The organism is Arenibaculum sp. (assembly GCF_035998295.1).
Taxonomy (GTDB): Bacteria; Pseudomonadota; Alphaproteobacteria; order Azospirillales; family Azospirillaceae; genus DASYHS01.
Genome location: NZ_DASYHS010000010.1, coordinates 1 through 22,155 on the forward strand (window position 1 = coordinate 1; position 22,155 = coordinate 22,155).

At 72.5% G+C, this 22,155-nt stretch carries 27 protein-coding genes; 16 read left to right on the forward strand and 11 right to left on the reverse strand.

Annotated features, from left to right (window positions below):
- From VGO20_RS00465 to VGO20_RS00475, 3 genes are all read right to left on the reverse strand, one after another.
- A partial coding sequence (locus VGO20_RS00465) for a M14 family metallopeptidase (RefSeq protein ID WP_327500305.1) occupies positions 1 to 259 on the reverse strand: 259 nt, incomplete at its 3' end.
- 69 nt (positions 260 to 328) lie between these two features.
- Positions 329 to 793, reverse strand: a complete 465-nt coding sequence (locus tag VGO20_RS00470) for a YbhB/YbcL family Raf kinase inhibitor-like protein (RefSeq protein ID WP_327500306.1) — start codon at positions 791 to 793, stop codon at positions 329 to 331.
- Positions 794 to 889: 96 nt separating this feature from the next.
- Entirely contained in the window at positions 890 to 1,354 is a 465-nt protein-coding gene (locus tag VGO20_RS00475; RefSeq protein WP_327500307.1) for an NUDIX hydrolase, read from the reverse strand.
- A 30-nt stretch (positions 1,355 to 1,384) separates the two neighbouring features.
- Between VGO20_RS00475 and VGO20_RS00480 the strand changes: the two genes are divergently transcribed.
- Positions 1,385 to 1,837: a hypothetical protein gene (locus VGO20_RS00480; RefSeq protein ID WP_327500308.1), complete on the forward strand. Its 453-nt coding sequence runs from the start codon at positions 1,385 to 1,387 to the stop codon at positions 1,835 to 1,837.
- A gap of 27 nt (positions 1,838 to 1,864) precedes the next feature.
- Entirely contained in the window at positions 1,865 to 2,224 is a 360-nt protein-coding gene (locus tag VGO20_RS00485; RefSeq protein ID WP_327500309.1) for a hypothetical protein, read from the forward strand.
- Here VGO20_RS00485 and VGO20_RS00490 read toward each other — a convergent pair.
- Complete coding sequence (locus VGO20_RS00490; protein ID WP_327500310.1) at positions 2,131 to 3,099, reverse strand: LysR substrate-binding domain-containing protein; 969 nt, start codon at positions 3,097 to 3,099, stop codon at positions 2,131 to 2,133. The two genes, VGO20_RS00485 and VGO20_RS00490, sit on opposite strands and share 94 nt — an antisense overlap.
- A 104-nt stretch (positions 3,100 to 3,203) precedes the next feature.
- On the opposite strand from VGO20_RS00490, the gene VGO20_RS00495 reads away from it, so the two are divergent.
- On the forward strand, positions 3,204 to 3,770 hold the full coding sequence (locus VGO20_RS00495) for a putative glycolipid-binding domain-containing protein (RefSeq protein ID WP_327500311.1): 567 nt from the start codon (positions 3,204 to 3,206) through the stop codon (positions 3,768 to 3,770).
- A gap of 68 nt (positions 3,771 to 3,838) precedes the next feature.
- Positions 3,839 to 4,579 carry a type 1 glutamine amidotransferase domain-containing protein gene (locus VGO20_RS00500; RefSeq protein WP_327500312.1) on the forward strand — a complete coding sequence of 247 codons (741 nt, stop codon included), beginning with the start codon at positions 3,839 to 3,841 and terminating at the stop codon, positions 4,577 to 4,579.
- Positions 4,580 to 4,582: 3 nt separating this feature from the next.
- On the opposite strand, the gene VGO20_RS00505 is transcribed toward VGO20_RS00500, so the two are convergent.
- On the reverse strand, positions 4,583 to 5,806 hold the full coding sequence (locus VGO20_RS00505) for an ROK family transcriptional regulator (RefSeq protein WP_327500313.1): 1,224 nt from the start codon (positions 5,804 to 5,806) through the stop codon (positions 4,583 to 4,585).
- 160 nt (positions 5,807 to 5,966) lie between these two features.
- On the opposite strand from VGO20_RS00505, the gene VGO20_RS00510 reads away from it, so the two are divergent.
- The 6 genes from VGO20_RS00510 (at position 5,967) to VGO20_RS00535 (ending at position 12,164) form a co-directional block, all read left to right on the forward strand.
- Positions 5,967 to 7,238, forward strand: a complete 1,272-nt coding sequence (locus VGO20_RS00510) for an extracellular solute-binding protein (protein ID WP_327500314.1) — start codon at positions 5,967 to 5,969, stop codon at positions 7,236 to 7,238.
- Positions 7,239 to 7,306: 68 nt separating this feature from the next.
- Positions 7,307 to 8,206 carry a carbohydrate ABC transporter permease gene (locus tag VGO20_RS00515; RefSeq protein ID WP_327500315.1) on the forward strand — a complete coding sequence of 300 codons (900 nt, stop codon included), beginning with the start codon at positions 7,307 to 7,309 and terminating at the stop codon, positions 8,204 to 8,206.
- Complete coding sequence (locus tag VGO20_RS00520) at positions 8,206 to 9,030, forward strand: carbohydrate ABC transporter permease (RefSeq protein WP_327500316.1); 825 nt, start codon at positions 8,206 to 8,208, stop codon at positions 9,028 to 9,030. Before VGO20_RS00515 ends, VGO20_RS00520 begins: the two co-directional genes overlap by 1 nt.
- A gap of 40 nt (positions 9,031 to 9,070) precedes the next feature.
- The gene (locus tag VGO20_RS00525) at positions 9,071 to 10,213 is read left to right on the forward strand and encodes an ABC transporter ATP-binding protein (RefSeq protein WP_327500317.1); all 1,143 of its coding nucleotides are present in this window, start codon (positions 9,071 to 9,073) and stop codon (positions 10,211 to 10,213) included.
- Positions 10,210 to 11,268, forward strand: a complete 1,059-nt coding sequence (locus VGO20_RS00530; protein ID WP_327500318.1) for an SIS domain-containing protein — start codon at positions 10,210 to 10,212, stop codon at positions 11,266 to 11,268. The genes VGO20_RS00525 and VGO20_RS00530 overlap by 4 nt, the downstream gene beginning before the upstream one ends.
- Positions 11,265 to 12,164 carry an ROK family protein gene (locus tag VGO20_RS00535; RefSeq protein ID WP_327500319.1) on the forward strand — a complete coding sequence of 300 codons (900 nt, stop codon included), beginning with the start codon at positions 11,265 to 11,267 and terminating at the stop codon, positions 12,162 to 12,164. Before VGO20_RS00530 ends, VGO20_RS00535 begins: the two co-directional genes overlap by 4 nt.
- Positions 12,165 to 12,180: 16 nt before the next feature.
- Here VGO20_RS00535 and VGO20_RS00540 read toward each other — a convergent pair whose 3' ends face one another.
- Positions 12,181 to 12,771: an NAD(P)H-dependent oxidoreductase gene (locus VGO20_RS00540; protein WP_327500320.1), complete on the reverse strand. Its 591-nt coding sequence runs from the start codon at positions 12,769 to 12,771 to the stop codon at positions 12,181 to 12,183.
- A gap of 87 nt (positions 12,772 to 12,858) precedes the next feature.
- On the reverse strand, positions 12,859 to 14,088 hold the full coding sequence (locus VGO20_RS00545) for an ABC transporter substrate-binding protein (RefSeq protein ID WP_327500321.1): 1,230 nt from the start codon (positions 14,086 to 14,088) through the stop codon (positions 12,859 to 12,861).
- Between the two features lie 142 nt (positions 14,089 to 14,230).
- Between VGO20_RS00545 and VGO20_RS00550 the strand changes: the two genes are divergently transcribed.
- Positions 14,231 to 14,920, forward strand: a complete 690-nt coding sequence (locus tag VGO20_RS00550; RefSeq protein WP_327500322.1) for a phosphoenolpyruvate hydrolase family protein — start codon at positions 14,231 to 14,233, stop codon at positions 14,918 to 14,920.
- Here the strand turns inward: VGO20_RS00550 and VGO20_RS00555 are convergent.
- A complete protein-coding gene (locus VGO20_RS00555; protein ID WP_327500323.1) occupies positions 14,902 to 16,635 on the reverse strand; it encodes a phosphoenolpyruvate hydrolase family protein in 1,734 nt (577 codons plus the stop codon). The two genes, VGO20_RS00550 and VGO20_RS00555, sit on opposite strands and share 19 nt — an antisense overlap.
- Before the next feature lie 102 nt (positions 16,636 to 16,737).
- On the opposite strand from VGO20_RS00555, the gene VGO20_RS00560 reads away from it, so the two are divergent.
- The 3 genes from VGO20_RS00560 to VGO20_RS00570 are packed head-to-tail and all read left to right on the forward strand — an operon-like array spanning position 16,738 to position 19,250.
- On the forward strand, positions 16,738 to 17,958 hold the full coding sequence (locus tag VGO20_RS00560; RefSeq protein WP_327500324.1) for a Tm-1-like ATP-binding domain-containing protein: 1,221 nt from the start codon (positions 16,738 to 16,740) through the stop codon (positions 17,956 to 17,958).
- Between the two features lie 10 nt (positions 17,959 to 17,968).
- Entirely contained in the window at positions 17,969 to 18,805 is an 837-nt protein-coding gene (locus tag VGO20_RS00565) for a phosphoenolpyruvate hydrolase family protein (protein ID WP_327500325.1), read from the forward strand.
- 13 nt (positions 18,806 to 18,818) lie between these two features.
- Entirely contained in the window at positions 18,819 to 19,250 is a 432-nt protein-coding gene (locus VGO20_RS00570) for an SRPBCC family protein (RefSeq protein WP_327500326.1), read from the forward strand.
- A gap of 3 nt (positions 19,251 to 19,253) precedes the next feature.
- Here the strand turns inward: VGO20_RS00570 and VGO20_RS00575 are convergent, their stop codons facing one another.
- Both VGO20_RS00575 and VGO20_RS00580 read right to left on the reverse strand, forming a co-directional pair.
- Positions 19,254 to 19,775, reverse strand: coding sequence for a hypothetical protein (locus VGO20_RS00575; RefSeq protein WP_327500327.1), 522 nt, complete (start codon positions 19,773 to 19,775; stop codon positions 19,254 to 19,256).
- Positions 19,776 to 19,818: 43 nt separating this feature from the next.
- Positions 19,819 to 20,220 carry a (R)-mandelonitrile lyase gene (locus VGO20_RS00580; protein ID WP_327500328.1) on the reverse strand — a complete coding sequence of 134 codons (402 nt, stop codon included), beginning with the start codon at positions 20,218 to 20,220 and terminating at the stop codon, positions 19,819 to 19,821.
- 181 nt (positions 20,221 to 20,401) lie between these two features.
- Here VGO20_RS00580 and VGO20_RS00585 point away from each other — a divergent pair, with 181 nt between their 5' ends.
- Positions 20,402 to 20,989 carry a hemerythrin domain-containing protein gene (locus VGO20_RS00585; protein WP_327500329.1) on the forward strand — a complete coding sequence of 196 codons (588 nt, stop codon included), beginning with the start codon at positions 20,402 to 20,404 and terminating at the stop codon, positions 20,987 to 20,989.
- A gap of 75 nt (positions 20,990 to 21,064) precedes the next feature.
- Here the strand turns inward: VGO20_RS00585 and VGO20_RS00590 are convergent, their stop codons facing one another.
- The gene (locus VGO20_RS00590) at positions 21,065 to 21,814 is read right to left on the reverse strand and encodes a TetR/AcrR family transcriptional regulator (RefSeq protein ID WP_327500330.1); all 750 of its coding nucleotides are present in this window, start codon (positions 21,812 to 21,814) and stop codon (positions 21,065 to 21,067) included.
- A 77-nt stretch (positions 21,815 to 21,891) separates the two neighbouring features.
- Here VGO20_RS00590 and VGO20_RS00595 point away from each other — a divergent pair.
- Positions 21,892 to 22,155 (forward strand): SDR family NAD(P)-dependent oxidoreductase (locus VGO20_RS00595; RefSeq protein ID WP_327500331.1); only part of this gene is annotated, 264 nt, incomplete at its 3' end.

The window sequence follows — 22,155 nt, forward strand, 5'->3', positions numbered from 1 at the left end:
CCTCCGCGCCCGGGGTCTGCGCGCCGAAGCGGCGGTTGAGGTCGGCGTCGACATACCGCCGCCGGGCGGCGATCGCCTCGGGGTTGGCGATCAGGGTGCGGATGTCGAGGCGCCCGCCGGGCCGCGCGGGGCGGCTGCGCAACCTCTCGACCAGATGGATGCCCGTCAGCTCGTCGCCGTGGACGCCGCCGACGACGGTGACGGAGCGGATCGCCGGCCGGGAAGCGCCGGAGAGCGGGGAGGGAGGGGTATGTTCCATGGGCACCGCGTATCACGAAGCCGCCGAAGCCGCCACTCGGCGTTCATGCAGGGTGCACCGGCGCGCGGCCTATCGCTCGTAGGTCCCGACCAGCTCCGCTTCGGCGACGACGAAGGGCCTCGCGGTCTCCCATACCTCCGCCACTCCCGCTTCTGCGGGCACCTTCAGCTCGGCCGTGTTCAGCGCGGCCAGCTTGAAATGGTAGTGGTGGGTGCCGTGGCCGGGCGGCGGGCACGGGCCGCCGTAGCGCTTCTTGCCGAAGTCGTTCGTGCCGAAGCCCAGGGGTTCGGTCGGCGTCCCGGCATCCGCGCCCTCGGGCAGCAGGGTGCGTCCGGGCAGGATGTTGTAGACCGCCCAGTGGCGGAAGGTGCGGGCCGGTGCGTCCGGGTCCTCGCAGATCAGGACGAAGCTCTTCGTCCCGGGCGGCGCCCCGTCCCATTCCAGCGGCGGCGAGATGTTGGAGCCGTTGCAGGTGTATTTGGCCGGGATCGGCTGCCCGTCTTCGAAGGCGGGGCTGGTCAGCCTGAGAGCCATGGCGCGTTCTCCCTCGATGCGTTCACGTCGCCGGGCCGGGCGGGATCTCATGGCCTCAACCGCGCGGCGCGGCTTTGATCGCGCAAGCCCTCCACGTCACCTCCGGGCGGCGATCTCCAGCGCCCGCAGCGCCAGCGTGTCGACGTCCGCGCTCATCGCGAGGCCGGCATCGCGAAGCTCCGCGACGTCGAACCAGCGGGCCTCCAGGGCGTCGTCGCCGGCGGCCGGTATCCCGGCCTCCCAGGCGCACAGCACCGCGACCAGGACGAAATGGTGGCGAAGCGCGCCGTCCTCGCCGCGGTCGAAGGCGTCGAGGGCCGTGATCACCCCGGCCGCGCGTCCGGTGACGGCCGTCTCCTCGCGCAGCTCGCGCAGGGCGGCGGCCTCGATCGTCTCCCCGACCTCGATCCGGCCCCCGGGAAATCCCCATCGGCCCGCGTCCGGCGGGTTGGCGCGCCGCACCAGCAGGACGCGACCCCGGTCGACGAGCACGGCGAGCACCGCAACCGCGGGACGGGCGGGGACCTGGACTGGAGCCCTCTCTCCGGGCGGGACGGTCACGTTCCGGGGTCCACGCTGTTGTCGTCGGGCATGGAACGGATCTCCCTGCTGAGCATGTCGGGCCGCGAACTCGACCGCCTGTTCCGGCGCAGCCCGGCCGGCTCGCCGCCCCGGGGGACCGCCGACGGCGTCTTCCTCCTGATGCCCGGCACGCCGGCCGCCCGGCCGCTCGCCAGACTGCTGCGTCTGGCGTGGCGGGGCAAGGCGTTCGACGACCGCCGGGCGGGCATGACCAACCTCGTCCTGCCCATCGGCCTGCGGGCGGTCCGCGCCCAGGTCCGCCCCGGCGTCAGCCGGCTCGACGGCGGGGCGTGCCACGTCCTCGACTACTCCCGGACCTCGCTGGTCGCCCGCCATGTCCGGGACGAGATCAGGGAGATCGCTCCCGGCATCTATCTCGGCCTCGTCCACTGGCGCGGCCTGCGGGTCGGGCGGTTCGCGCTGCGCTTCGCGCCGGGACGAGGGGCCGCCGGGGCCTGTTGAGAGGACGAACGAACGAGGAGAAGCCCGATGCGCCGCATCTCGATCCTCGCCTGCGCCCTCGCCTGTGCCCCGGCCCTGTGGGGGTGCGACGCCGTCAGGCCGCATGCCGGGATCGGCATCGGCACGACGGTCGGCAACGTCCATCTCGGCACGGGGCTCGGCATCGACCCGCTGGCCCTGCTGCGCCGCGCCGGGCCGGCGACCCCCCGGGCGCGGGTGCCGGCACCCGCGGTCCGGCGCCTGATCCCGGTCCGCGACTTCGTGGCGCCCGACGGCCGCCGTTGCCGTGACTTCTACGAGAACGTCGTGATCGACGGCCGGGCCGCCCGGTCCTGGGGAACCGCCTGTCGCCAGGCGGACGGCTCCTGGGCGATCGTCTCCGGCTGAGCTCCCGTCATCGCCTGCGCCACCGCCTCCTCCTCGGCGGCGCACAGCCGCTCCACCTCGCGGGCGAGGTCGCGCGCGGCCTCGGGCGCGCCGCGCCGCACCAGAAGGGCGAGTTCGGTGGGCGCGATGGCCGGGAAGCCGTCCTCGGGGCCGAGCACCCGGTGGCCTGCCAGCAGCGCGCGGCGTTCCAGCACGGCGACGCCGAGGCCGCCCGCGACCGCGGCCTGGATGCCGAGCAGGTTCGGGCTGGTATAGGCGATCCGCCAGGGGCGGCCTGCCGTCTCCAGCGCGTGGATCGCCCTGTCGCGGTACAGGCAGCCCTGCGGGAACGCCACCAGCGGCACGACGCCCCGGTCCGGCAGCGGATGCTCGCGGCTCGCGATCCAGTGCAGGCGCTCGGGCCAGACGCGCAGGCTGGTCCCCTGTCCGGGCTCCCGCTTGACCAGCGCCAGGTCGATCTCCCCGAGCTCCAGAAGGCCGGCCAGTTCCACGCTCAGGCCGCACCGCACCTCCAGGCGCACGTCGCCGCGCGTGCGGGCGAAGGCGCTGAGCAGGGCCGCGAGGCTGCCCACCGCGAAATCGTCGGCGACGCCCACGTGCAGGCGCGTCTCGGGCCGGCTCGCGGTCATGGCGTCGCGGGCCTCGTCGCTGAGCCGCAGCAGCCGGCGGGCGTAGCCGAGCAGCCGCTCGCCCTCGTCCGTCAGCCGTATCCGCCGGGCGCCCCGCTCGAACAGCGGCTTGCCGATGCCGTCCTCCAGCTTGCGGATCTGCTGGCTGACGGCCGACTGGGTGCGGTGGACGCGCTCGGCCCCGCGGGTGAAGCCCCCGGCATCGGCGACCGCGACGAAGCTGCGCAGGAGATCGAGGTCGAACATTCCCGCCTCTCATCAGAAAAGCCACTGCCGGGCAGTATAACATCGAATTTCCGAATGGATGCGGCCGCCGCTACGATTTTCCCGTCATCACGAGGAGGAACGCAATGCGACGCGACATCGTATGGGAATGCCTGGACCGGCCAGGGCTGGAGCATCTGGAGCTGCGCTTCGGGGCCGGGGAGATCGTGGCCGGCGGCTTGGTGCTGGTCGATCTCGGCGAAGGCGTGCAGCGCCTCGCCTACGACATGCGGTGCGGCCCGGACTGGAGCTTCCGGTCGGCCGTCCTGACGCTCGACGCCGCGGGCCGGAGCCGGCGGCTCGAGCTGCGGCGCGACGAGGCCGGGCGCTGGACCGTGGACGGCGCGCCGCGCCCCGACCTCGACGGCTGCGCCTATCCCGACGTCATGGTGACCCCGTTCACGAACACGCTGCCGATCCGCAACCTCGGCCTCGCACCGGGCGAGACGCGGCACATAAGGGTCGCCTATGTGCGGCTGCCGGAGTTCGACGCGGTGGCGGCGGCGCAGGCCTATACCCGCCTCGACCCCGCCGAGCCTCCGGCCCGGTTCCGCTACGACGGCCTGTTCCGCGACTTCACCGCCGAGCTGGCGGTCGACCGCGACGGTGTCGTGATCGACTACCCGCCGGTATGGCGGCGCCGGGCGGGGTAGGGCGGCACACCCGCCCGCCTGCCCTGTTGGGACCGGACGTATCGGCACAGGACAGCGGGAGCGGCGAAATGGCGGGCGGCAGGATCATCATCGTCACCACCTCGCACGAGGAGATGGGCGACACCGGCAAGCGGACGGGGCTGTGGCTGGAGGAGCTGTCCACCCCCTATTACGTGCTGAAGGACGCCGGCGTGGAGGTCACGCTGGCCTCGATCCGGGGCGGGCAAATCCCCTTCGACCCCGGCAGCATCCCGGCCGGGGCCGGCTCTTCCCCGGGTGAGGAGCCGGAGGCGGGGCAGGAGGTCCCGGCCTCGGTGCGCCGCTTCCTCGCCGACGAGGGCGCGATGCGGCTGGCCCGGACCTCGGCCGGCGTCCAGCAACTCGCGGGTCTCGACTTCGATGCGCTGTTCATGCCCGGCGGGCACGGCACGATGTGGGACTATCCCGGCAACGCCCCGCTGGAGGAGCTGATCCTGGCCGCGCACGAGGACGGCAGGATCGTCGCCTCGGTCTGCCACGGCCCGGCCTGCCTAGTCGACGTCCGGCTGGCTCCCGGCCGGCCGCTGGTCGCCGGCCGCCGGGTGACCGGCTTCACCAACTCCGAGGAGGAGGCGGTCGGCCTCGCGAAGGTCGTCCCGTTCCTGCTGGAAAGCCGCCTGAGGCAGCTCGGCGCCGAGTTCGAGCGCGGGCCGGACTGGCAGCCCCACGCCGTGCGCGACGGCACCCTGATCACCGGCCAGAACCCGCAGTCCTCCGAACTGGTCGCGCGCCACGTGCTGGAGGCGCTGCGCGAGCGCGCGGGTGCCTGAGCCTCAGATCGGCTCGACGACGCCGTGCTTGAACAGCAGCGATAGCTCCGGCGTGATCCCGTCGAAGAAGGGCAGGGTCGCGGCCCCCAGCGCCGGCGTCTCGATCCCGACCCGGCCGAGCGTCACCCGCGCCGTCCCGCCCGGCCCCGGCGCCGAGCGGGCGGAGCTGACGCTGCGCGGCAGCGGCTCCATCCGGGCCGCGATCGCTTCCAGGACCGGTTCCGGCAGCACGCCGCCGAGGATCACGGTCTCGGGGTCGAGGCAGTTCTCCAGGATCACGACCGCGCGGCCCAGCATCTCGGCCGCCTCGCCGATCCAGGCTTCCAGCCGCGGGTCTCCCTCCCGGTGCGCGCGCTCGATCGTCCCGGTGTCCACCGCGCCCGGTTCCGAAGCGCCCAGCCCGAGCGCGGCATGGGCGGCGTTCAGCGAGGCGTAGCGCTCCAGGCAGCCGCGGTTGCCGCAGGGGCAGAGCCGGCCGCCCGGCTCGACGACGACGTGGCCGATCTCCCCGGACTTGCCGAACCCGCCCGAATAGGGGTGCCCGCGCAAGAACAGCCCGCCGCCGACGCCGGCGCCGACATAGACGTAGACGAAGTCGGTCAGGCTCTTCGCGGCGCCGTAGAGCCGCTCACCGATCGCGGCGGCCGTCGCGTCGTTCTCGACCAGCACCGGCAGGCGCAGCCGGTCCGACAGGGCGGCGCGCAGCGGGAAGCCCTGCCACGAGCCCAGCGACGACGGGCCGAGCGCCACCAGCTCGCCCTGCTGCAGCAGCGCCGGCAGCACGACGCCCACGCCCCATACCCGCTCGCGCGGCGCCCCGTTGCGCTCCGACATCGCCGAGACCGCCGTCGCGATCCGCCCCAGCACCTCATCCGGCTCGGTCTCGCCGAGCGCGACGCGCTCGCGGTCGCGCACCGTGCCGGCCACGTCGACCAGCAGCACGATCAGGCTGCTCTGGTCGAAGGACACGCCGAAGGTGAAGCCGCCGTCCGGGTCGAGCTCCAGGTCCACCGCCGGCTGGCCGCGCGCCCCGGTGCGCCGCCGTACCGAGCGCACGAGCCCCGCCTCGGCGAACTCGCCGACGATGTTGGAGATCGTCTGGGCCGATAGCCCGGTCATGCGCGCGATCTCGGCCCGCGACAGCGGCCCATGCAGGCGCACGATCTCCATCACCACCCGGCGGTTGAACCGCCGCGCATGGTCCAGATTGGTCCCGGACAGGTTCACCGGCCCTCCCGCATTTTCCACGCCTCCCCCCGTCGAAGGCATCTTGCACAATCGCCCGCTTCAATGCTTCAATCAAATTGATGGATTTAATATGGCGGTTGGGGCCGGGGCCCGCCAGGGCGGCCGGCGCAACCATTCTCGCGACAGGGAGGGCATACGCATGGATGTTCTGGTGAGAAACGCGGCCGGCCGGGTGGGCCGGAGGAAGCGCCTGCTGGCCGCCGCCGCCGGCGGCGCGCTCGCGGCCCTCGTCGCGGTCCCGCAGGCGGGCGCGCAGACCACCGTCCGCTTCGTCGGTGAGCGCTACCCGGCGCTGGAGTTCTATGCCGAGAAGCTGCGCACGGCGATGCCGGACGTGAACGTCACGGTCGACCTGATGCCGAACGCGCAGCTGAAGGAGCTGCAGACCATCACCCTGTCCTCGGGCGCCGACACGATCGACATCTTCCTCGGCAACGACCTGACGATCGCGAACTTCGCCGCGAACGGCTGGCTCGAGCCGCTGGACCCCTACATCGAGAAGTACCGGGAGGAGTTCGACCTCGACGACTTCGCCTCGACCGCCATGGCGTCCGCCTCCTACGAGGGCAAGGTCTACGGGTTGCCGGTCCTGACCAACACGCAGCTCTTCGCCTACCGCCAGGACCTGTTCGAGGAGAAGGGGATCGAGCCGCCGACGACCTTCGAGGAGTACGAGGCGGCCGCGGCGGCGTTCCATTCCCCGGCCGTGGCCGGCACCGTGATGACGCTGAAGGGCGACGGCGTCCTCAACGAGGCGCATTACTACCTGAACGCCATCGGCGACGGCTGGTTCGACGCGGACAAGCGCCCGGTCTTCAACTCCGAGAACGGCGTGCGCGCGATCGAGACCATGAAGGCGATGACGGCCTACGCGCCGCGTGGCTACACGGCCAACGGCAACGACGAGTCGACGATCCTGTTCCAGCAGGGTGCCGCCGCCATGGGCATGCAGTGGCTGACGCGCACCGCCGCCATGGACCGCGAGGACCAGTCGCGCGTCGTCGGCAAGATGATGTGGGCCCCGCCGCCGGGCGGCGGCCAGGTCGTCGTCGCCGACAGCTTCGCGATCTCCAAGTTCTCCTCGCGCGACAAGGACCTGCTGTTCCGCCTGCTCGCGACGACGCTCTCGGCCGACAACCAGCGCGAAGGCGCCAAGCTCGCGGTGCCGACCCGCGTGTCGGTGCTCCAGGACCCCGAGCTGCAGCAGCGCTTCCGCTACTACGGCGTTCTGGTCCCCTCGCTGGAGGCCGGTGCCAACTTCCCGAAATTCCCCGAGTTCAAGGAAGTCAGCGAGGTCGTCACCCGCCGCATCATGCAGGCGGTCACCGGCGAGATGCCGGTGAAGGAGGCGCTCGACACCGCGGCCGCGGAAGCCGAGGAGTTCCTGACGCGCCGGGGCGTGTACAAGTGATCCCGGCCGGCGGGGACCCCCGGGCCCCCGCCGCCTCTCCCGCGCCCGCCCTTGCCGACGAGATCCCGATGGCCCCCGTTCCGCCCCGACCGCGAGGCAACCCGCGCGACCGCGCGCTCTGGCTGTTCGTGCTGCCGAGCGCCCTGGTGGTCGTCGCGGTCCAGCTCTATCCCGTCGCCTACGCGGTGTATCTCAGCTTCTTCGACCAGTACCTGGGCTCGCAGGACGCCGACTTCGTCGGCCTCGGCAACTACGCGGCGCTGCTCGGCCAGCAGCGCGTCTGGTCGGCGCTGCGGGTCACGCTGATCCTCACCGTCTCCTCGATCGCGGTCGAGTTCGCGCTCGGGCTGCTGCTCGCCCTCGGGCTCTACAAGCTGACGCGCGGCGCGCGCGTGTTCTCGACCCTGATCTTCGTGCCCTACCTGATCACCCCCGTCGTCGCGGCGCTGTTCCTGCGCTGGATCTTCGCGGCGCGCTGGGGCCTCGCGGACTCGCTGATCGCCGCGGCCGGCGTCTTCCCGCCGGACTGGCTGGGCTCGCCGGTCTGGGCCTTCGTGACCCTGGTCGTCGCCGACGTCTGGCAGTTCACGCCCTTCATCATGCTGATCCTCTATGCCGGCCTGCAGGGCATGGACCCCTCGCTGGTCGAGGCCGGGCGCATCGACGGCGCGTCGGGGCCCCGGCTGGTCTGGCACGTGATCCTGCCGGCGCTGCGCGCGCAGATCTTCTTCGTGCTGGCGATCCGCCTGATGGATGCCTTCCGCACCTTCGACAGCATCTACGTGCTGACCGGCGGCGGCCCCGGCACCGCGACCGAGACCATGACCATGTACACCTACACGCTCGCCTTCCGGCAGCTCGAGGTCGGCCGCGCGTCGGCGATGGGCGTGCTGACCATGCTCGTCGTCACGGGGCTGACGCTGATGATCGTCTCGCTGGTCTACCGCCGCGACCGGGGGGCGTTCTGATGCGCCCCGGCACCCTCGCGCAGCCGGTCCTGCTCGTGCTGCTGACCGCGTTCGCGGTGTTCAGCCTGACCCCGATCGTCTGGGCGGTGATGATCTCGGTCAAGGACCCGATCGACGCCTTCGCGATCCCGCCCAAGCTGATCTTCGAGCCGAACTTCCGCTACCACTACGAGATCTGGTTCGAGCGGCGCTTCCTGGAGTTCTTCGCCAACAGCGCCGCCATCGCCGCCGGCACGGTGCTGATCTCGGTGCCGATCGGCACGCTGGCGGGCTATGCGCTGTCGCGCATCCGCACGCCGGCCGGCCGCTCCTTCCTGATGGGCCTGCTGGTCGTGCGCATGTTCCCGCACGTCCTGCTGGTGATCCCGTTCTTCGTGATGGCCCGCGCGGTCGAGATGATCGACACCTACCCGGCGATGATCGCGGCGATGGTGGCGCTGAACCAGCCCTTCACGGTCTGGCTGATGCGCAGCTTCTTCCTCGAGATCCCGCGCGAGCTGGACGAGGCGGCGACGATCGACGGCTGCAACGCCTGGCAGGTGTTCGCCCGTGTCGTTCTGCCGCTGGCGCGGCCCGGGATCGTCGTGACCTCGCTGTTCAGCCTGCTGCTCGCCTACAACGAGTTCCTGTTCGCGCTCGTCCTGACCGGCACCGAGACCAAGACCCTGCCGGTCGCGATCGCCGAATACGGAGGCGAGGACCTGAACTACTGGTCGCTGTCGGCGGCGGGCGCGATCGGGATCATGCTGCCGATCCTGGCCTTCATGCTCTTCTTCCAGCGCCACCTCGTGCGCGGCCTGACCATCGGCGCGGTCAAGGGCTGACGCCTTTCCCCAACTTCCTCTCGAGATCGGACGCTACGCGATGGCCTTCCTCGAACTGTCCAACGTCGCCAAGCGCTTCGGGCGCCAGGAGATCATCCCCCCGCTCGACCTCGCGATCGAGGAGGGCGAGTTCGTCGTGCTGGTCGGCCCGTCCGGCTGCGGCAAGTCGACGATCATGCGCCTGATCGCGGGGCTGGAGCTGCCGGACGCCGGCGACATCCGCATCGACGGGCGCACCGTCACCCATGTCCTGCCCAGGGACCGGGACATCGCGATGGTGTTCCAGAACTACGCGCTCTACCCCGACAAGACCGTTTACGAGAACATGGCCTTCGGCCTGAAGATGCGGAAGACGCCGAAGCCCGAGATCGAGCGCAGGGTCGCCGTCGCCGCCGCCGTGCTCGGCCTCGGCGACTACATGGACCGGCGCCCGGCGCAGCTCTCGGGCGGCCAGCGCCAGCGGGTCGCGGTCGGCCGCGCCATGGTGCGCGAGCCCAAGGTGTTCCTGTTCGACGAGCCGCTCTCCAATCTCGACGCGCATCTGCGCGTCCACATGCGCACCGAGCTGGTGAAGCTCCACCGCCAGCTCCGCGCGACCATGGTCTACGTGACCCACGACCAGGTCGAGGCGATGACGATGGGCGACCGCATCGTCGTGCTCGACCGCGGCCGCATCCGCCAGGCAGGCGCGCCGCTGGAGCTGTTCCGACGCCCCGCCAACACCTTCGTCGCCGGCTTCATCGGCGCCCCGGCCATGAACATGCTGGCCGGCCGCCTGGCCGAGGACGGATCGCGGCTGCAGGCCGGGGCGGCGGCCCTGCCGGTCCCGCCGGCGGCGCGCGCGGCACTCGCCGGCCATGCCGGCCGCGAGGTCCTGTTCGGCATCCGCCCGCAATACGTGACCCTGGCGCAGGGCGGCGGCGGGGCGGAGGGCAGCGTCCGGGTGCGCATCGAGGCGCTGGAGCGGCTCGGCACCGAGACGGTGGTCGTCGGCGTAGCCGACGGGCGTCCCTTCCAGGCGGTGGTGCCGACCGCCGACGGCGCCGGGCCCGCGATCGAGCCGGGCTCGGAGATCCCGGTCTTCCTGCCGATGGAGAAGGGGCATTTCTTCGACCCCGGCAGCGGCGGGACGCTCGTCCACGGCGACGGGGCCGGCCCGCGCGCGCTCGAGGTGGCGGCATGAACGCGCCGGAGGGGGACGCGGTCCTGGACGGCTTCGTGCGCGAGCAGGCGGTGGTCGTGCCGCGGGTGGCGGACGCCGTGCGCGCCCAGCTCGCGCTCTGGCCGGCGGCGGATGCGGCGGTGCTGGCGCTGGTCGGCTCCGGCACCTCGCTGAACGCGCTGGTCGCGGCCAAGCCCGCCCTGGAAGCCTCGGGCCGGGTGGTCGAGGTGCTGAACCCCGGCGCCTTCATGCGGCGGGACTGGGCGGCCGTCGCCGCCGCCGCCGGCCCGGTGCTGGCCGTCGTGCTGTCCCAGACCGGCACCAGCGGGACCAGCGTCGCCGCCGTCCGCGCCGCCCGGGAGGCCGGGCTGCCCGTCGTCGCCGTCACGGCCGAGCGCGGGAGCCCGATCGCCGGCGTGGCGGAGCGGCTGCTGCACCTGCCGGTCGGGCCCGAGCCGGTCGGGCCGAAGACGAAGGGCTACACGGCCTCGCTGGTCGCGCTGTTCGCGCTCGCGGACTGGCTGGACGGCCGCGAGCGCGGCCCGCAGGCGTCGCAGCAGGCGGTATCGGCGCTCCTCGGCCATGCGGGCGCGCCGGCCGAAGCGCTGGCCGCGCGCCTCGACGGCCTTGACTTCCTGGCGGTGATCGGGGAGGGGCGCCATTTCGGCACCGCGCTGGAGGCGTCGCTGAAGGTGACCGAGATGGCCGGCCTGCCGGCCGCGGCCTTCCCGTTGGAGGAGGCGCTGCACGGCCGCCTCCACGGGCCGTCGCCGCGCAGCCTGTGCCTGTGGATCGCCGCCGACGAGGGCGAGCTGCGCATCGCCGCCCACGCCGCGGAGGTGATGGCGGCGCTCGGGGTCGAGATCCTGGTGCTGAACCTGACCGAGCGCTCGACGCCGCGCGACTGGCTGCGCCTGCCGCCGCTGCTGGCGGCCCCGCTCGACACCGTCGCCGCGATCCTGCCGTTCCAGCGCCTCGCCGAGGCCTTGGCGCGCCGCCGCGGCCTTCCCCCCCACCGGATGCGCTTCCCCGGGCTGTCCCAGCGCCTGGGCATCAAGATCGAAAGGCTGCCGTGAACAGCGTCTTCGCCATCGACGTCGGCGGCACCGCCGTCAAGACCGGCCTCGTCGCCCGCGGCGGGACGTTCCTCGCCAAGGACAGTTTCGCCTTCGACCGCGGCCTGGACTTCGAGGCGTTCGTGGACCGGCTCGCGGCGCGCGGCTCGGACCTCGCCCGGGCGGCCGGCGTCGAGCCCTGGGCGGTCGCGGTCGCGACGCCGGGCTACTCGGACCCGGCGACCGGGGAACTGCTGGACGGGGCCGGGAACGTGCCGGTGCTGCGCGGCCGCTCGCTGCGCGCGGCCCTGGCCGACCGCCTGGGCCTGCCGGCCGTGTGCGCGAACGACGGCGTCGCCGCGGCACTCGGCGAGTTGGAGTACGGCGCCGGCCGTCGGTTCCGCCGCTTCGCCCTGATGACGTTCGGCACCGGCGTCGGCGGCGCGGTCGTGATCGACGGCGTGCCGGTCACCGGCCCCCGCGGCGAGCCGCCGGAACTCGGCGCGATCGCGGTCGGCGACGTGCCGGCCGCCGGCCCGGCGCCGAGCCTGGAGCGCCGGGCGGCGTCCGCGGCCTTCCTGCGCGCCTATGGCGAGGGGGGCGGGGACGACGTCGAGGCCCTGTTCCGGCTGGTCCGCTCGGGCGACGCCCGCGCGGCGGCGGCGGTCGACGCGGTCAGCCGCCACATCGCCCAGGCGGCAGGCTCGCTGATCAACGCGCTGGGACTGGAGGCGCTCGTGATCGGAGGCGGGATCTCCGGTGCCGGCGACCTGCTGGCCGGCCGGGTGCGCGCGCATCTCCCGGACTTCACCTGGCCGATGCTGATGCGCCGCGCCGAAGTGGCGCTGGCGGAACTCGGCAACGATGCCGGCCTCCTCGGCGCGGCCGCGCTGGCGTTCGATGAGGTGGGGCGGTAGGAGATCCGAAGGGGGGTCAGAACCTCCCCATCGCCGCCTCGACGCGCTCGAGGTGGCGCCGGCGCACTTCCGCCGTGGCCCGGTCCATGTCGTAGAGCGCCAGGTAGTCCAGCCGCGCGCGGCGTGCGCAGGCGGCGAGCAGGCCGCGCTTGAGGATGCGGCGCGCAGGGTTGCGCATGTACAACTCGACCAGCCACCAGGGGGAGCCGAAGCTGGTCAGCACCGCGACGCGGCTCAGTTCGGTCAGCAGCGGCTCGATCCGGCCGCCGTCGCGGTCGTGGCGAAAGGCGGCACCCGGCGCCCAGACGCGGTCATACCAGCCTTTCAGGATCGCCGGCGCGTCGAACCACCAGTGCGGATATGTCAGCACCAGCCCCTGCGACCATTGCAGCCGCTCCAGCAGCGGCCGGACGGCGGCGGCGTCATAGCCCGGGTCGAAATACGCGGCGCGCTCGGCCGCGGTCAGGCACGGCTCGAACCCCTCCGCGTACAAGTCGGTCTCGACCACCTCGTGGCCGCGGGCGCGCAGCGCGCCGACGGCGCTGCGATGGACCGCGGCGGCGAAGCTGTCGGCAAGCGGATGGGCGAGAACGGCCTGGATGCGCACCGCTTACCTCGGAACTGTCGGGCGGAACTGTCGGGTGGCGGCACGATAGCGCCGCGCGCCGCCGCCCACAACCGGCCGAGGGCCGGCTCAGTTCCCCACGAGCGGGCAGTCGCTTTCCTCGAGCGGCCGGAACGCCTCCTCCGCCGGGATCGTGGCGCGGAGATGGTAGTAGTCCCAGGGATACTGCGATTCCGAGGGCTGCTTCACCTGCATCAGGTACATCTCGCGCATCAGCCGGCCGTCCTCGCGCACCCAGCCGTCCTTCACGAACACGTCGTTGATGCGCATGCTCTTGAGCTGCTCCATCACCGGGCCGGCCGCGTCGGTGCCCGCCGCCTCGATCGCCTTCAGGTAGGCGAGCGTGGAGGAGTAGACGCCGGCCTGCCCCATGTTCGGCATGATCCCGACCTCGTCGAAGAAGCGCTTGCCGAAGGCGCGGGTTTCCTCGTTCATGTCCCAGTAGAAGGCGGTGGTGAGGTACATGCCCTGCGTCGCTTCCAGGCCGAGCGCGTGGATGTCGGTGTCGAACAGCAGCAGGCCCGCGAGCTGCTGGCTGCCGTCCTGGGTCAGGCCGAACTCGCTCGCGGCCTTGATCGCGTTGCGGGCGTCGGTGCCGGTGGTGGCGAGCCCGATGATCTTCGCCCCGGACGCCTGGGCCTGGTTGATGTAGGAGGCGAAGTCCAGCGTGTTGAGCGGGAAGCGCACCGCCCCCAGCACCTCGCCGCCGCTGTCCTTCACGATCTGGGCGGTGTTTTCCTCCAGCCCGTGGCCGAAGGCGAAGTCGACCGTCAGGAAGTACCAGGTGTCGCCGCCCTGTTGGACCGCCTGCTCGCCGGTGCCCTTGGCGAGCGCGTAGGCGTCGTAGGCGTAGTGGATGGTGTTCGGCGTGCACTTGTCGCCGGTCAGCCGCGTCGCCGACGGGCCGTTGAAGATCGCGATGCGGTCGGCGTCGCGCACGATGTCGGTGACGGCGAGCGCCAAGCCCGAATTCGCGACGTCCTGGACGAGGTCGACGCCCTGGACGTCGAGCCATTCGCGCACGATCGTCGAGCCGACGTCGACCTTGTTCTGGTGGTCGGCCGACAGCACCTCGATCGGCTTGCCGAGCACGGTGCCGCCGAAATCGGCCACCGCCATCTCGGCCGCGGCGATCGATCCCTGGCCGCTCTGGTCCGAGAACGGGCCGGACAGGTCGGTGATGACCCCGATCCGCACGGCGTCGCCGGAGATCGCGGGCTGGTCCTGTGCGGCGGCCGGCAACGCCGGCAGGAACGAGACGGCACTGGCGAGCAGCACCGTGCGGAGCCTACGGTTCATGTCCATCCTCCCATTTTCTGTTGTTCCCGGCGAGGTCCGCCGAATCTTGTTGCCCTACCGTCCGCCGCACGGCCAGCATCCACAACGGCCCCGGACGGGGCGAATGGGTAAAATGGGGTAAGTTGGCGCAATGGATCGCCCGGTGATTCCGATCGTCGCCTCGGCCCGGGAGTTGGCCGGGGACCTGGCCCGGGAAACCGATCCGGCGGCCGGGCGGCCGCTCCTGTTCTGCCCGGCGCTCGACGGGCACGCCCCGGAAGTGGCGGAATACCTGGCCCTGCTGCCGGTCCAGGACAGCAACGGCCGCCTGCTGGCGGCGCTGGCCGGGCTGCCCGAAGGCGCGCTGGAACACGCCTGCGTCGGCGTGCTGGCCGTCGATCCCTTCCGTCCGCCCGCACGTTTCCTGTCGGCGCTGCGCCGTGCCGGGGTGCGGTCGGTCGCCAACTTCCCGACCGCCTGCCTGTTCGACGGCGAGACCGGCGAGACGCTGGAGCGGCTGGGGTTCGGCCTCGACCGCGAGGCGGCGTTCCTGGAGCGCGCCGTCGCGGCCGGCTTCACGGCCACCGGCTTCGCCACGGACGCCGCGGCGGGGCGGCGGCTGCGCGCGGCCGGGGCGGAGCGCGTCGTCCTGCATCCCGGCCCCGCCACCGGCGAGGCGGCGCGCGACGCCGGGGCGGCGGAGGCGGCATCGGCCGCGGTCGCGGCGCTGAAGGCCGAGGGCGGGGGCCGGGTCCTCGCCTATCTCCCCGCCGGCTTCGGCCCGCACCGCGCCGTTCTGGCCAGGCACGCCGACGGCATCCTGGCGATCGCCGGCTATTCCGACAGCCCGTAATACCGCATCTTGTTGTACAGGGTCTTGCGCGAGATCCCGAGGAACCGCGCCGTCTCGCTGCGCCGGAAACGGTGGCGGCGCAGCCCGTCGAGGATCCAGTCCCGCTCCCCTTCCTCGGGCGCCTTCCCGGCGGGGGCACCGTCGAGCTCCGGCAGGGCCGCCGCCTCGATCACCTCCCCCGACTGGGCCAGGGCCTGCTCGATGACCGAGCGCAGCTCGTGCAGGTTTCCCGGCCAGTCATGCGCGACGAGGCGGCGCAACGCGGCGGGGGACAGCCGGACCGGCCCGCCGGCCGGACGCAGCGCGCGGGCGAAATGCTCCACCAGCAACGGGATGTCGTCGAGGCGCTCGCGCAGCGCGGGCAGCCGGACGGTGCGCCGGCCGATGCGGCTCGCCAGGTCCGGCACGAGGCCGTCGCCCGTCTCGATCACGACGATGGCGGCGGTCGAGCGCAGCGTCTCCCGGCCGCCCCGGCGGCGGAAGCCGCCGGTCTCCAGATATGTGGCGAGGTCGGCCTGGAGGTCGGGGTCCAGGCCGTCCGCATGGTCGAGGACGAGGGTCGTGCCGCTCGCGGCCTCGATCCAGCCGATGCGCCGACGCGCGGTGCCGTCGCCCGGCTCCGCGCCGAACAGCCAGGTACCGTCCAGGCGCCGCGCGTCGACCACGACCGGCGGTCGGTCGCGGCACGGGCCGCGCGCATGCAGCAGTCCCGCGGCCAGCGACCGCCCGGTGCCGGCGGGCCCGGCGATGCGGACCGGCCCCGTCCCGGCGGCGAAGCGCACCAGCCGGCGGCGTGCCTCCACCATCTCCTCGGTCCGGCCGAGCAGGCCGAGCCGGTGCCCGTCCCGGTCGACGCCGCGCTCCAGCCGGTCGATGCGCTGCTGGAGCGTCGAGACGAGCTTGAAGGCCGCGGTCATCTCCTCGATCGAGCTTTCCGACGGCAGGCGGTCGATGGTCGAGCCGCCGATATAGCCGTCGGCCCGCGCTTCGCGGCAGGCGTCGTGCATGTCCTGGGGCGTCGTGATCGGCCCGCCCTCCATTACGCACAGCGCGCCGGGGTGGACGGTGCGGATCGCCTTGACCAGCGCGCGCGCACGGTTGCCGGCCTGGAGCACCGATTCCAGGCTCGGCACGCCGACGGCGCCGCCGGCGTTCCAGCCGACATTGAAGCAGTAGACGTCGACCGGCACCCCGGCGAGCGCCAGCGCCTCGGGCTTGCGGCGGAAATAACCGATCGTCGCCAAGCCGGCCGCGCGCGCCGCCGCCAGCATGCGCACTTCGCGCGCGAAGCCGAGGCCGGTCCGCTCTAGCGCGTCGCCCATGCGCCCGTCGACATGGGCCGCCGTCGGGAAATTAGCGACGCCGGCGAAGCCCGCGTCGCGCAGTTCGGCCATGAACGGCTCCATCTCGCCGTCGGGAAGGCCCCAGGCGGTCGCCCCGAAGAAGACCGGCACGTCGACCGCGCCGACGATCTCCGATCCCGCGAAGCGGGCGACCAGCGCGTTGGCGTCGTCGAGCGCCAGCATCGTCGCGATCGAGGACGTGCCCATCGACCGGTAGCGGCCGGCGGCCAGCGCCAGCAGGAAGTCGGCGCCGCCGCGCGCGGCGGCGCGGGCCGCCATTCCCGTGCCGATGGCCGCCCCGACCAGCAGGGCGTGGCGGCCCTGGCCGGCGCGCCGCAAGCGGTCGAGCACCTGTGCGCGATCATCGTCCATGCATGGTGAATATACCCAGAATTACCCATGGTGGCGCAACGCCCGCCTTGCCGTCCGCAGGCCTCGGCGGATTAGCATCGTGGAAAACCGGGGGGATGAGCCATGCGCGAGGCGGGCAGGGATGCCGGCGCGGTCTACGTCGTCGGCTGCCACGACACCAAGGGCATCGAACTGGACTACGTGCGCGCGCTGATCTCGGCCGCGGGGCTGCGCACGGTCGCGGTCGACGTCGGGACGCGGCCGCCGGCTGGGGGAGCGTCGATCGACGTCCCGGCCGGCGAGGTGGCCGCCTGCCATCCCGGCGGCGAGGCTGCGGTGCTCGGGCTCGACGACCGCGGGCTCGCCGTGTCGCGCATGGCCGAGGCCTTCGCCCGCTTCGTTGAGGGACGCGGCGACGTCCTGGCGATGATCGGGCTCGGCGGGTCGGGCGGGACCGCGATCGTGGCGCCCGGCATGCGCGCCCTGCCGGTCGGCGTGCCGAAGCTGCTGGTCTCCACCGTCGCCTCGGGCAACGTCGCCCCCTATGTCGGGGAGACGGACATCTGCATGATGTATTCCGTCACCGACGTGGCGGGGCTCAACCGGATCTCGCGCCGCGTGCTCGGCAACGCGGCCCACGCGGTCGCGGGCATGGCGGCGCGCGAGATCCCGGCGGCGAAGGCCAAGCCGGCGGTCGGCCTCACGATGTTCGGGGTGACGACCGCCTGCGTTACCCGCGTCGGCGCGATGCTGGAAGCCGATTTCGACTGCCTGGTCTTCCACGCCACCGGCTCGGGCGGCCGGGCCATGGAGAAGCTCGCGGATTCGAGGCTGCTGGTCGGCATCCTCGACGTGACGACGACCGAGGTCTGCGACCTGATGATGGGCGGGATCTTCAGCGCCGGCGAGCAGCGGCTCGATGCCGTCGCGCGGACGGGCATACCCTATGTCGGGTCGTGCGGCGCGCTCGACATGGTCAATTTCGGCCCGCTCGACACGGTGCCGGAGCGCTACCGCGACCGGAACCTCTACGTCCACAACCCGCAGGTCACGCTGATGCGCACCACGCCGGAAGAGAACCGGGCGATGGGCGAATGGATCGCGCGCAAGCTGAACGCCTGCGCCGGGCCGGTGCGCTTCCTGCTGCCCGAGGGCGGCGTGTCGGCCCTCGACGCGCCGGGCCAGCCCTTCCACGATCCCGAGGCCGACGCGGCGCTGTTCGAGGCGCTGGAGCGCGGCTTCGTCTCCTCGCCCGGCCGCCGCCTCGTCCGCCTGCCCCACCACGTCAACGACCCCGCCTTCGCCGAGGCGCTCGTCCGGAACTTCCGCGAGATCGCGTCATAGGAGCCCAGGAATGCCCCGCTTTTCCCGTCAGCACATCCTCGATCGCTTCCGCGACATGGTCGCGCGCGGCCAGCCGATCATCGGCGGCGGCGCCGGCACCGGCCTGTCCGCGAAATGCGAGGAGGCCGGCGGCATCGACCTGATCGTCCTGTATAATTCCGGCCGCTACCGCATGGCGGGCCGGGGCTCGCTGGCCGGCGTGCTCGCCTATGGCAACGCCAACGAGATCGTCGTCGAGATGGCGCGCGAGGTGCTGCCCGTCGTGCGCGGCACGCCCGTGCTGGCCGGCGTCAACGGCACCGACCCGTTCCTGCTGCTGGAGCCGTTCCTGCGGCATCTCGGCGAGCTGGGGTTCTCGGGCGTGCAGAACTTCCCGACCGTCGGCCTGATCGACGGCACCTTCCGGGCCAACCTGGAGGAGACCGGGATGAGCTACGGCCTGGAGGTCGACATGATCGCGAAGGCGCACGAACTCGACCTGCTGACGACGCCCTACGCCTTCAATCCCGATGAGGCGGCGGCGATGGCGCGGGCGGGGGCGGACATCGTCGTCTGCCACATGGGCCTGACCACGGGCGGGGCGATCGGCGCCGGGACGGCGCTGTCCCTGCGCGACTGCGTGCCGCGCATCGACGCGATGGCCGAGGCGGCGCTGCGCGTGCGCAAGGACGTGATCGTGCTGTGCCACGGCGGGCCGATCGCGATGCCGGACGACGCGGAATACGTCCTGCGCGAATGCGCGGTCTGCCACGGGTTCTACGGCGCGTCGAGCATGGAGCGGCTTCCGACGGAGGTCGCCTTGACCGAGCAGACGCGCCGCTTCAAGGCGATCGGCAACAAGAACTGAAGGGAGGTCACCGATGCCCCGGGTCTATGTCAGCGCGGTCATCGACGCGCCGGTCGAGCGCGTGTGGGAGAAGGCGCGCGACTTCAACGGCCACCATGCCTGGCACCCGATCATCGCCGACAGCGGGATCGAGGGCGGGCTGCGCAGCGACACCGTCGGCTGCGTGCGCAATTTCGGCCTGAAGGGCGGCGGCCGGCTGCGCGAGCAGCTCGTCTCCTTCAGCGACCGCGACCGCTCCTACACCTACACGATCCTGGAATCGCCCCTGCCGCTCACGGACTACGTCGCGACGTTCCGGCTGCACCGCGTGACCGAGGGGAACCGCACCTTCGGAGAGTGGTGGGCCGATTTCGAGTGCCGGCCGGAAGACCTGGCGGACCTGCGCCAGCGGGTCGGCCGGAACACCTTCGCCGCCGGCTTCGAGGCGCTGGCCGGGATCGTGTAGCGCTCAGTCCTCCGGTCCGCCGTCGGCTCCGGTTTCGGCGGCCCTGTCGCCGACCGTGATGCCGGCGAAGTCGAGCTGGGTCGCCACCAGGGCGGTCTGGCGGTCGGTCGGCTCGGTGTCGGCCATCAGGAACGGACCGAAATCGGCCTCGTCGGTCCGCGCGATCAGCACCACGCCGGCCGGGAGCACGACGACCTGCCACAGCGCGGCCTCGGGCTCGCGGCTGGCGGTGACGGGGTCGATGCCGCTCGCCCCCAGCGCCGCCATGCGCACGAAGGTGACCAGCCCGGCCGCGTCGCGCATCGCCAGCCGGTAGGCGGGATGATCGTCCGGTCGCACCGGTCCCATCGCCGGCGGCAGCCGCAGCGTGGCGACGATCCTCGGCCCGAACACGGTGTCGAGCAGATGGCCCTCGACCAGCACCGCCGGCGCGCCGAAATCGCGCATCAGCGTGCGGCAATGGGCCAGCATCGGCCGCCACAGCGGCGGGGGATTGCGGACCAGGACGGGATTGGGGTGCGGCATCGATGCGAAATGGGCCTCGCGTCGCGTGAAGTCGAGCGCCGCCTCAGTCCGGCTCGACCGCGTACTGCTCGTCCGTGACGTGCTCGAGCCAGACCACGTGCACGCCGTCCAGGTGCTCGTGCATCGCCAGATGGACCATCGCGCTGTCCGGGGCGGCGCCGTGCCAGTGCTTCTCCTCCGGGGGTATCCAGACGGTGTCTCCCGGACGGATCTCGCGGACCGGGCCGCCCCAGGTCTGGACCCTGCCGATCCCAGAGAGCACGTGGAGCGTCTGGCCGAGCGGATGGGTGTGCCAAGCCGTCCGCGCCCCCGGGTCGAAGCTGACCTTGGCGACCCGGATGCGCGGCGGGCCGGCCGGCTCGAGGATCGGCTCCTGCCAGGCGGTTCCGCTGAACCACGCGGCGGGCGCGCGTTTCGGATCGGCTGATGGCGGATGGATCTCCATGGCGTCCGTCTCCTTTGCTTCGGGCGTGGCTGGGCTTGGGACGTGGCTGGGCTTCGGGCGTGGATGCGACCACTGTACGCGTTCCGGCGGGACATGCACGCGAAAGCCGCCCGGTTTCCGGAACGCCGCCCGCCGATCCCTGTTGGCCGCGGGTACGGAATGCGAACGCGAGGAGGAACTGATGGCGATGGGAAACCGGACGGGAAACCGATGGCTCTCCATGCGCGGCCTGGCCGCGTTCGCCGGCGGCGCCGTGGCGGCCGTGATCGCCAGCCGGATGCTGCCTCCGCTCGTGGCCCAGGCGGCGGGGACGGCGCGCGCCGCCGCCGGGCGCGACCCGTTCTCGGTGCTGGAACGCGACCACCGGGTAATCCTGTCGCTGCTGACGCGGATGGAGCGCAGCCCCGACAATGCCACCGGCGGGCGCATGCAGCTTCTGCTGCGCCTGAAGCGCCGGCTCGCCGCGCACGCGCTCGCCGAGGAGGACGTGGTCTATCCCCTGCTGCACGACGTCGCCCACGCGCCCGAGGACGCGCGCCACCTCTACGCCGAACATGCCGAGATGAAGATGCATCTCTTCGCGCTGGAGCAGATGCGCAAGGACGACTCCCGCTGGGCCGTGCGGGCGAGCGAACTGCGGCTGCTGATCGCCGGCCACGTGCGCCAGGAGGAGGAGGTCGACTTCCCGAAGCTGCGCCGGCGCATGGACGAACGGACCACACGCGCCGCCGCCGGCGGCGTGCAGCGCGAGAAGGCATTCATCGTCTGACCTCCCGGCGGGAGGCGCGGCGGCCCGGCCGCCCTGGCGGAGGTTGGCTGCGCCGCTGTTATGTTCCTGGCGGAGCTATCCGGTACGTTCCGTGACATTCCAGCCCGGCGCCGCCAGGATCGCGCGTTCCACGAAGTCGATCACGGCCTCGGCATGCGCGTGGGGGGGCGTGCCGCGGCGGCGGTGCTTCCAGCGCTTGACGTACCAGTCCTGGAGCATCGGCTTCACCAGCGCCGCCGTCATCGTCGCGTCCAGCGGCCGGAACTCGCCCGCCGCGACGCCGGCCTCCAGCGCGCCGGTCAGCAGCGCCTCGGTGCGCAGCTCCGCGGCGATCGCCTGGTCGCGGGCCTCCTTGTTGAAGGCCTTCACCTCCATGAAAGCGAAGGCGAACCAGGGCTGCATCGCCTCGGTCAGCAGGACGTGGCGGCGGATCAGGCCGCGCAGCCGCTCCCGTCCGCCCGTCTCCTCTCCTGGCGCCACCGGCGCCAGGACCCGCCCGACCGCATCGTCGACCGCGTCCAGGATCATGCGCAGCAGCGCGTCCTTGTCGGCGATGTAGGTGTAGAGCGCGCCCATGCTGAGGCCGCTGGCCTCGGCGAGGTCACGCATGCTCATGGAATGGAAGCCCTTGCGGTTGCCGAGCTCGAGGGCGGCGCCCAGCACGCGTTCCAGGTTGGGGACGGCGACGCGCGGCTTCTTGATCCGGATGCGGTCGGCCCTCGCCTCGTAGAGGCGCCGGCACACCGCTTCCATCGTCACCTCGTGCCGGGACGCGAAGTCCGCGGCCCGTTCCGTGTCCGGCAGGATCTGGCTGCGTTCATCCATGGCGCTCACGAAAACACTTGCTCTTTCGAAACGCCATGAAAAGATAACGAACGCTCGCTCGTTTTTTGGAGGATGCGATGGATCGCGAACCGCCGCAGGGAATCCTGGCCGGGAAGGTGGCGCTGGTGACGGGGGCGACCTCCGGCCTCGGCCGGCATTTCGCCCGGGTGCTGGCGCGCGCCGGGGCGCGGGTGGTCGCAACCGGCCGCCGGGCCGACGCGCTCGCCAGCCTCGGCGAGGAGGTGGCGCGGGACGGCGGGCGGTGCCACGGCGTCTCCATGGAGGTGACGGACCCGGCCTCGGTGCAGGCCGGCTTCGATGAGGCGGCGGCGCTCGCCGGG

Bases quoted from the DNA above. Each gene is read 5' to 3' on its own strand.
- VGO20_RS00470 (WP_327500306.1), bottom strand. From the start codon at position 793: ATGGCTCTCAGGCTGACCAGCCCCGCCTTCGAAGACGGGCAGCCGATC.
- VGO20_RS00480 (WP_327500308.1), top strand. From the start codon at position 1,385: ATGGAACGGATCTCCCTGCTGAGCATGTCGGGCCGCGAACTCGACCGC.
- VGO20_RS00485 (WP_327500309.1), top strand. From the start codon at position 1,865: ATGCGCCGCATCTCGATCCTCGCCTGCGCCCTCGCCTGTGCCCCGGCC.
- VGO20_RS00490 (WP_327500310.1), bottom strand. From the start codon at position 3,099: ATGTTCGACCTCGATCTCCTGCGCAGCTTCGTCGCGGTCGCCGATGCC.
- VGO20_RS00495 (WP_327500311.1), top strand. From the start codon at position 3,204: ATGCGACGCGACATCGTATGGGAATGCCTGGACCGGCCAGGGCTGGAG.
- VGO20_RS00500 (WP_327500312.1), top strand. From the start codon at position 3,839: ATGGCGGGCGGCAGGATCATCATCGTCACCACCTCGCACGAGGAGATG.
- VGO20_RS00510 (WP_327500314.1), top strand. From the start codon at position 5,967: ATGGATGTTCTGGTGAGAAACGCGGCCGGCCGGGTGGGCCGGAGGAAG.
- VGO20_RS00515 (WP_327500315.1), top strand. From the start codon at position 7,307: ATGGCCCCCGTTCCGCCCCGACCGCGAGGCAACCCGCGCGACCGCGCG.
- VGO20_RS00520 (WP_327500316.1), top strand. From the start codon at position 8,206: ATGCGCCCCGGCACCCTCGCGCAGCCGGTCCTGCTCGTGCTGCTGACC.
- VGO20_RS00525 (WP_327500317.1), top strand. From the start codon at position 9,071: ATGGCCTTCCTCGAACTGTCCAACGTCGCCAAGCGCTTCGGGCGCCAG.
- VGO20_RS00530 (WP_327500318.1), top strand. From the start codon at position 10,210: ATGAACGCGCCGGAGGGGGACGCGGTCCTGGACGGCTTCGTGCGCGAG.
- VGO20_RS00545 (WP_327500321.1), bottom strand. From the start codon at position 14,088: ATGAACCGTAGGCTCCGCACGGTGCTGCTCGCCAGTGCCGTCTCGTTC.
- VGO20_RS00555 (WP_327500323.1), bottom strand. From the start codon at position 16,635: ATGGACGATGATCGCGCACAGGTGCTCGACCGCTTGCGGCGCGCCGGC.
- VGO20_RS00560 (WP_327500324.1), top strand. From the start codon at position 16,738: ATGCGCGAGGCGGGCAGGGATGCCGGCGCGGTCTACGTCGTCGGCTGC.
- VGO20_RS00565 (WP_327500325.1), top strand. From the start codon at position 17,969: ATGCCCCGCTTTTCCCGTCAGCACATCCTCGATCGCTTCCGCGACATG.
- VGO20_RS00570 (WP_327500326.1), top strand. From the start codon at position 18,819: ATGCCCCGGGTCTATGTCAGCGCGGTCATCGACGCGCCGGTCGAGCGC.
- VGO20_RS00575 (WP_327500327.1), bottom strand. From the start codon at position 19,775: ATGCCGCACCCCAATCCCGTCCTGGTCCGCAATCCCCCGCCGCTGTGG.
- VGO20_RS00580 (WP_327500328.1), bottom strand. From the start codon at position 20,220: ATGGAGATCCATCCGCCATCAGCCGATCCGAAACGCGCGCCCGCCGCG.
- VGO20_RS00585 (WP_327500329.1), top strand. From the start codon at position 20,402: ATGGCGATGGGAAACCGGACGGGAAACCGATGGCTCTCCATGCGCGGC.
- VGO20_RS00590 (WP_327500330.1), bottom strand. From the start codon at position 21,814: ATGGATGAACGCAGCCAGATCCTGCCGGACACGGAACGGGCCGCGGAC.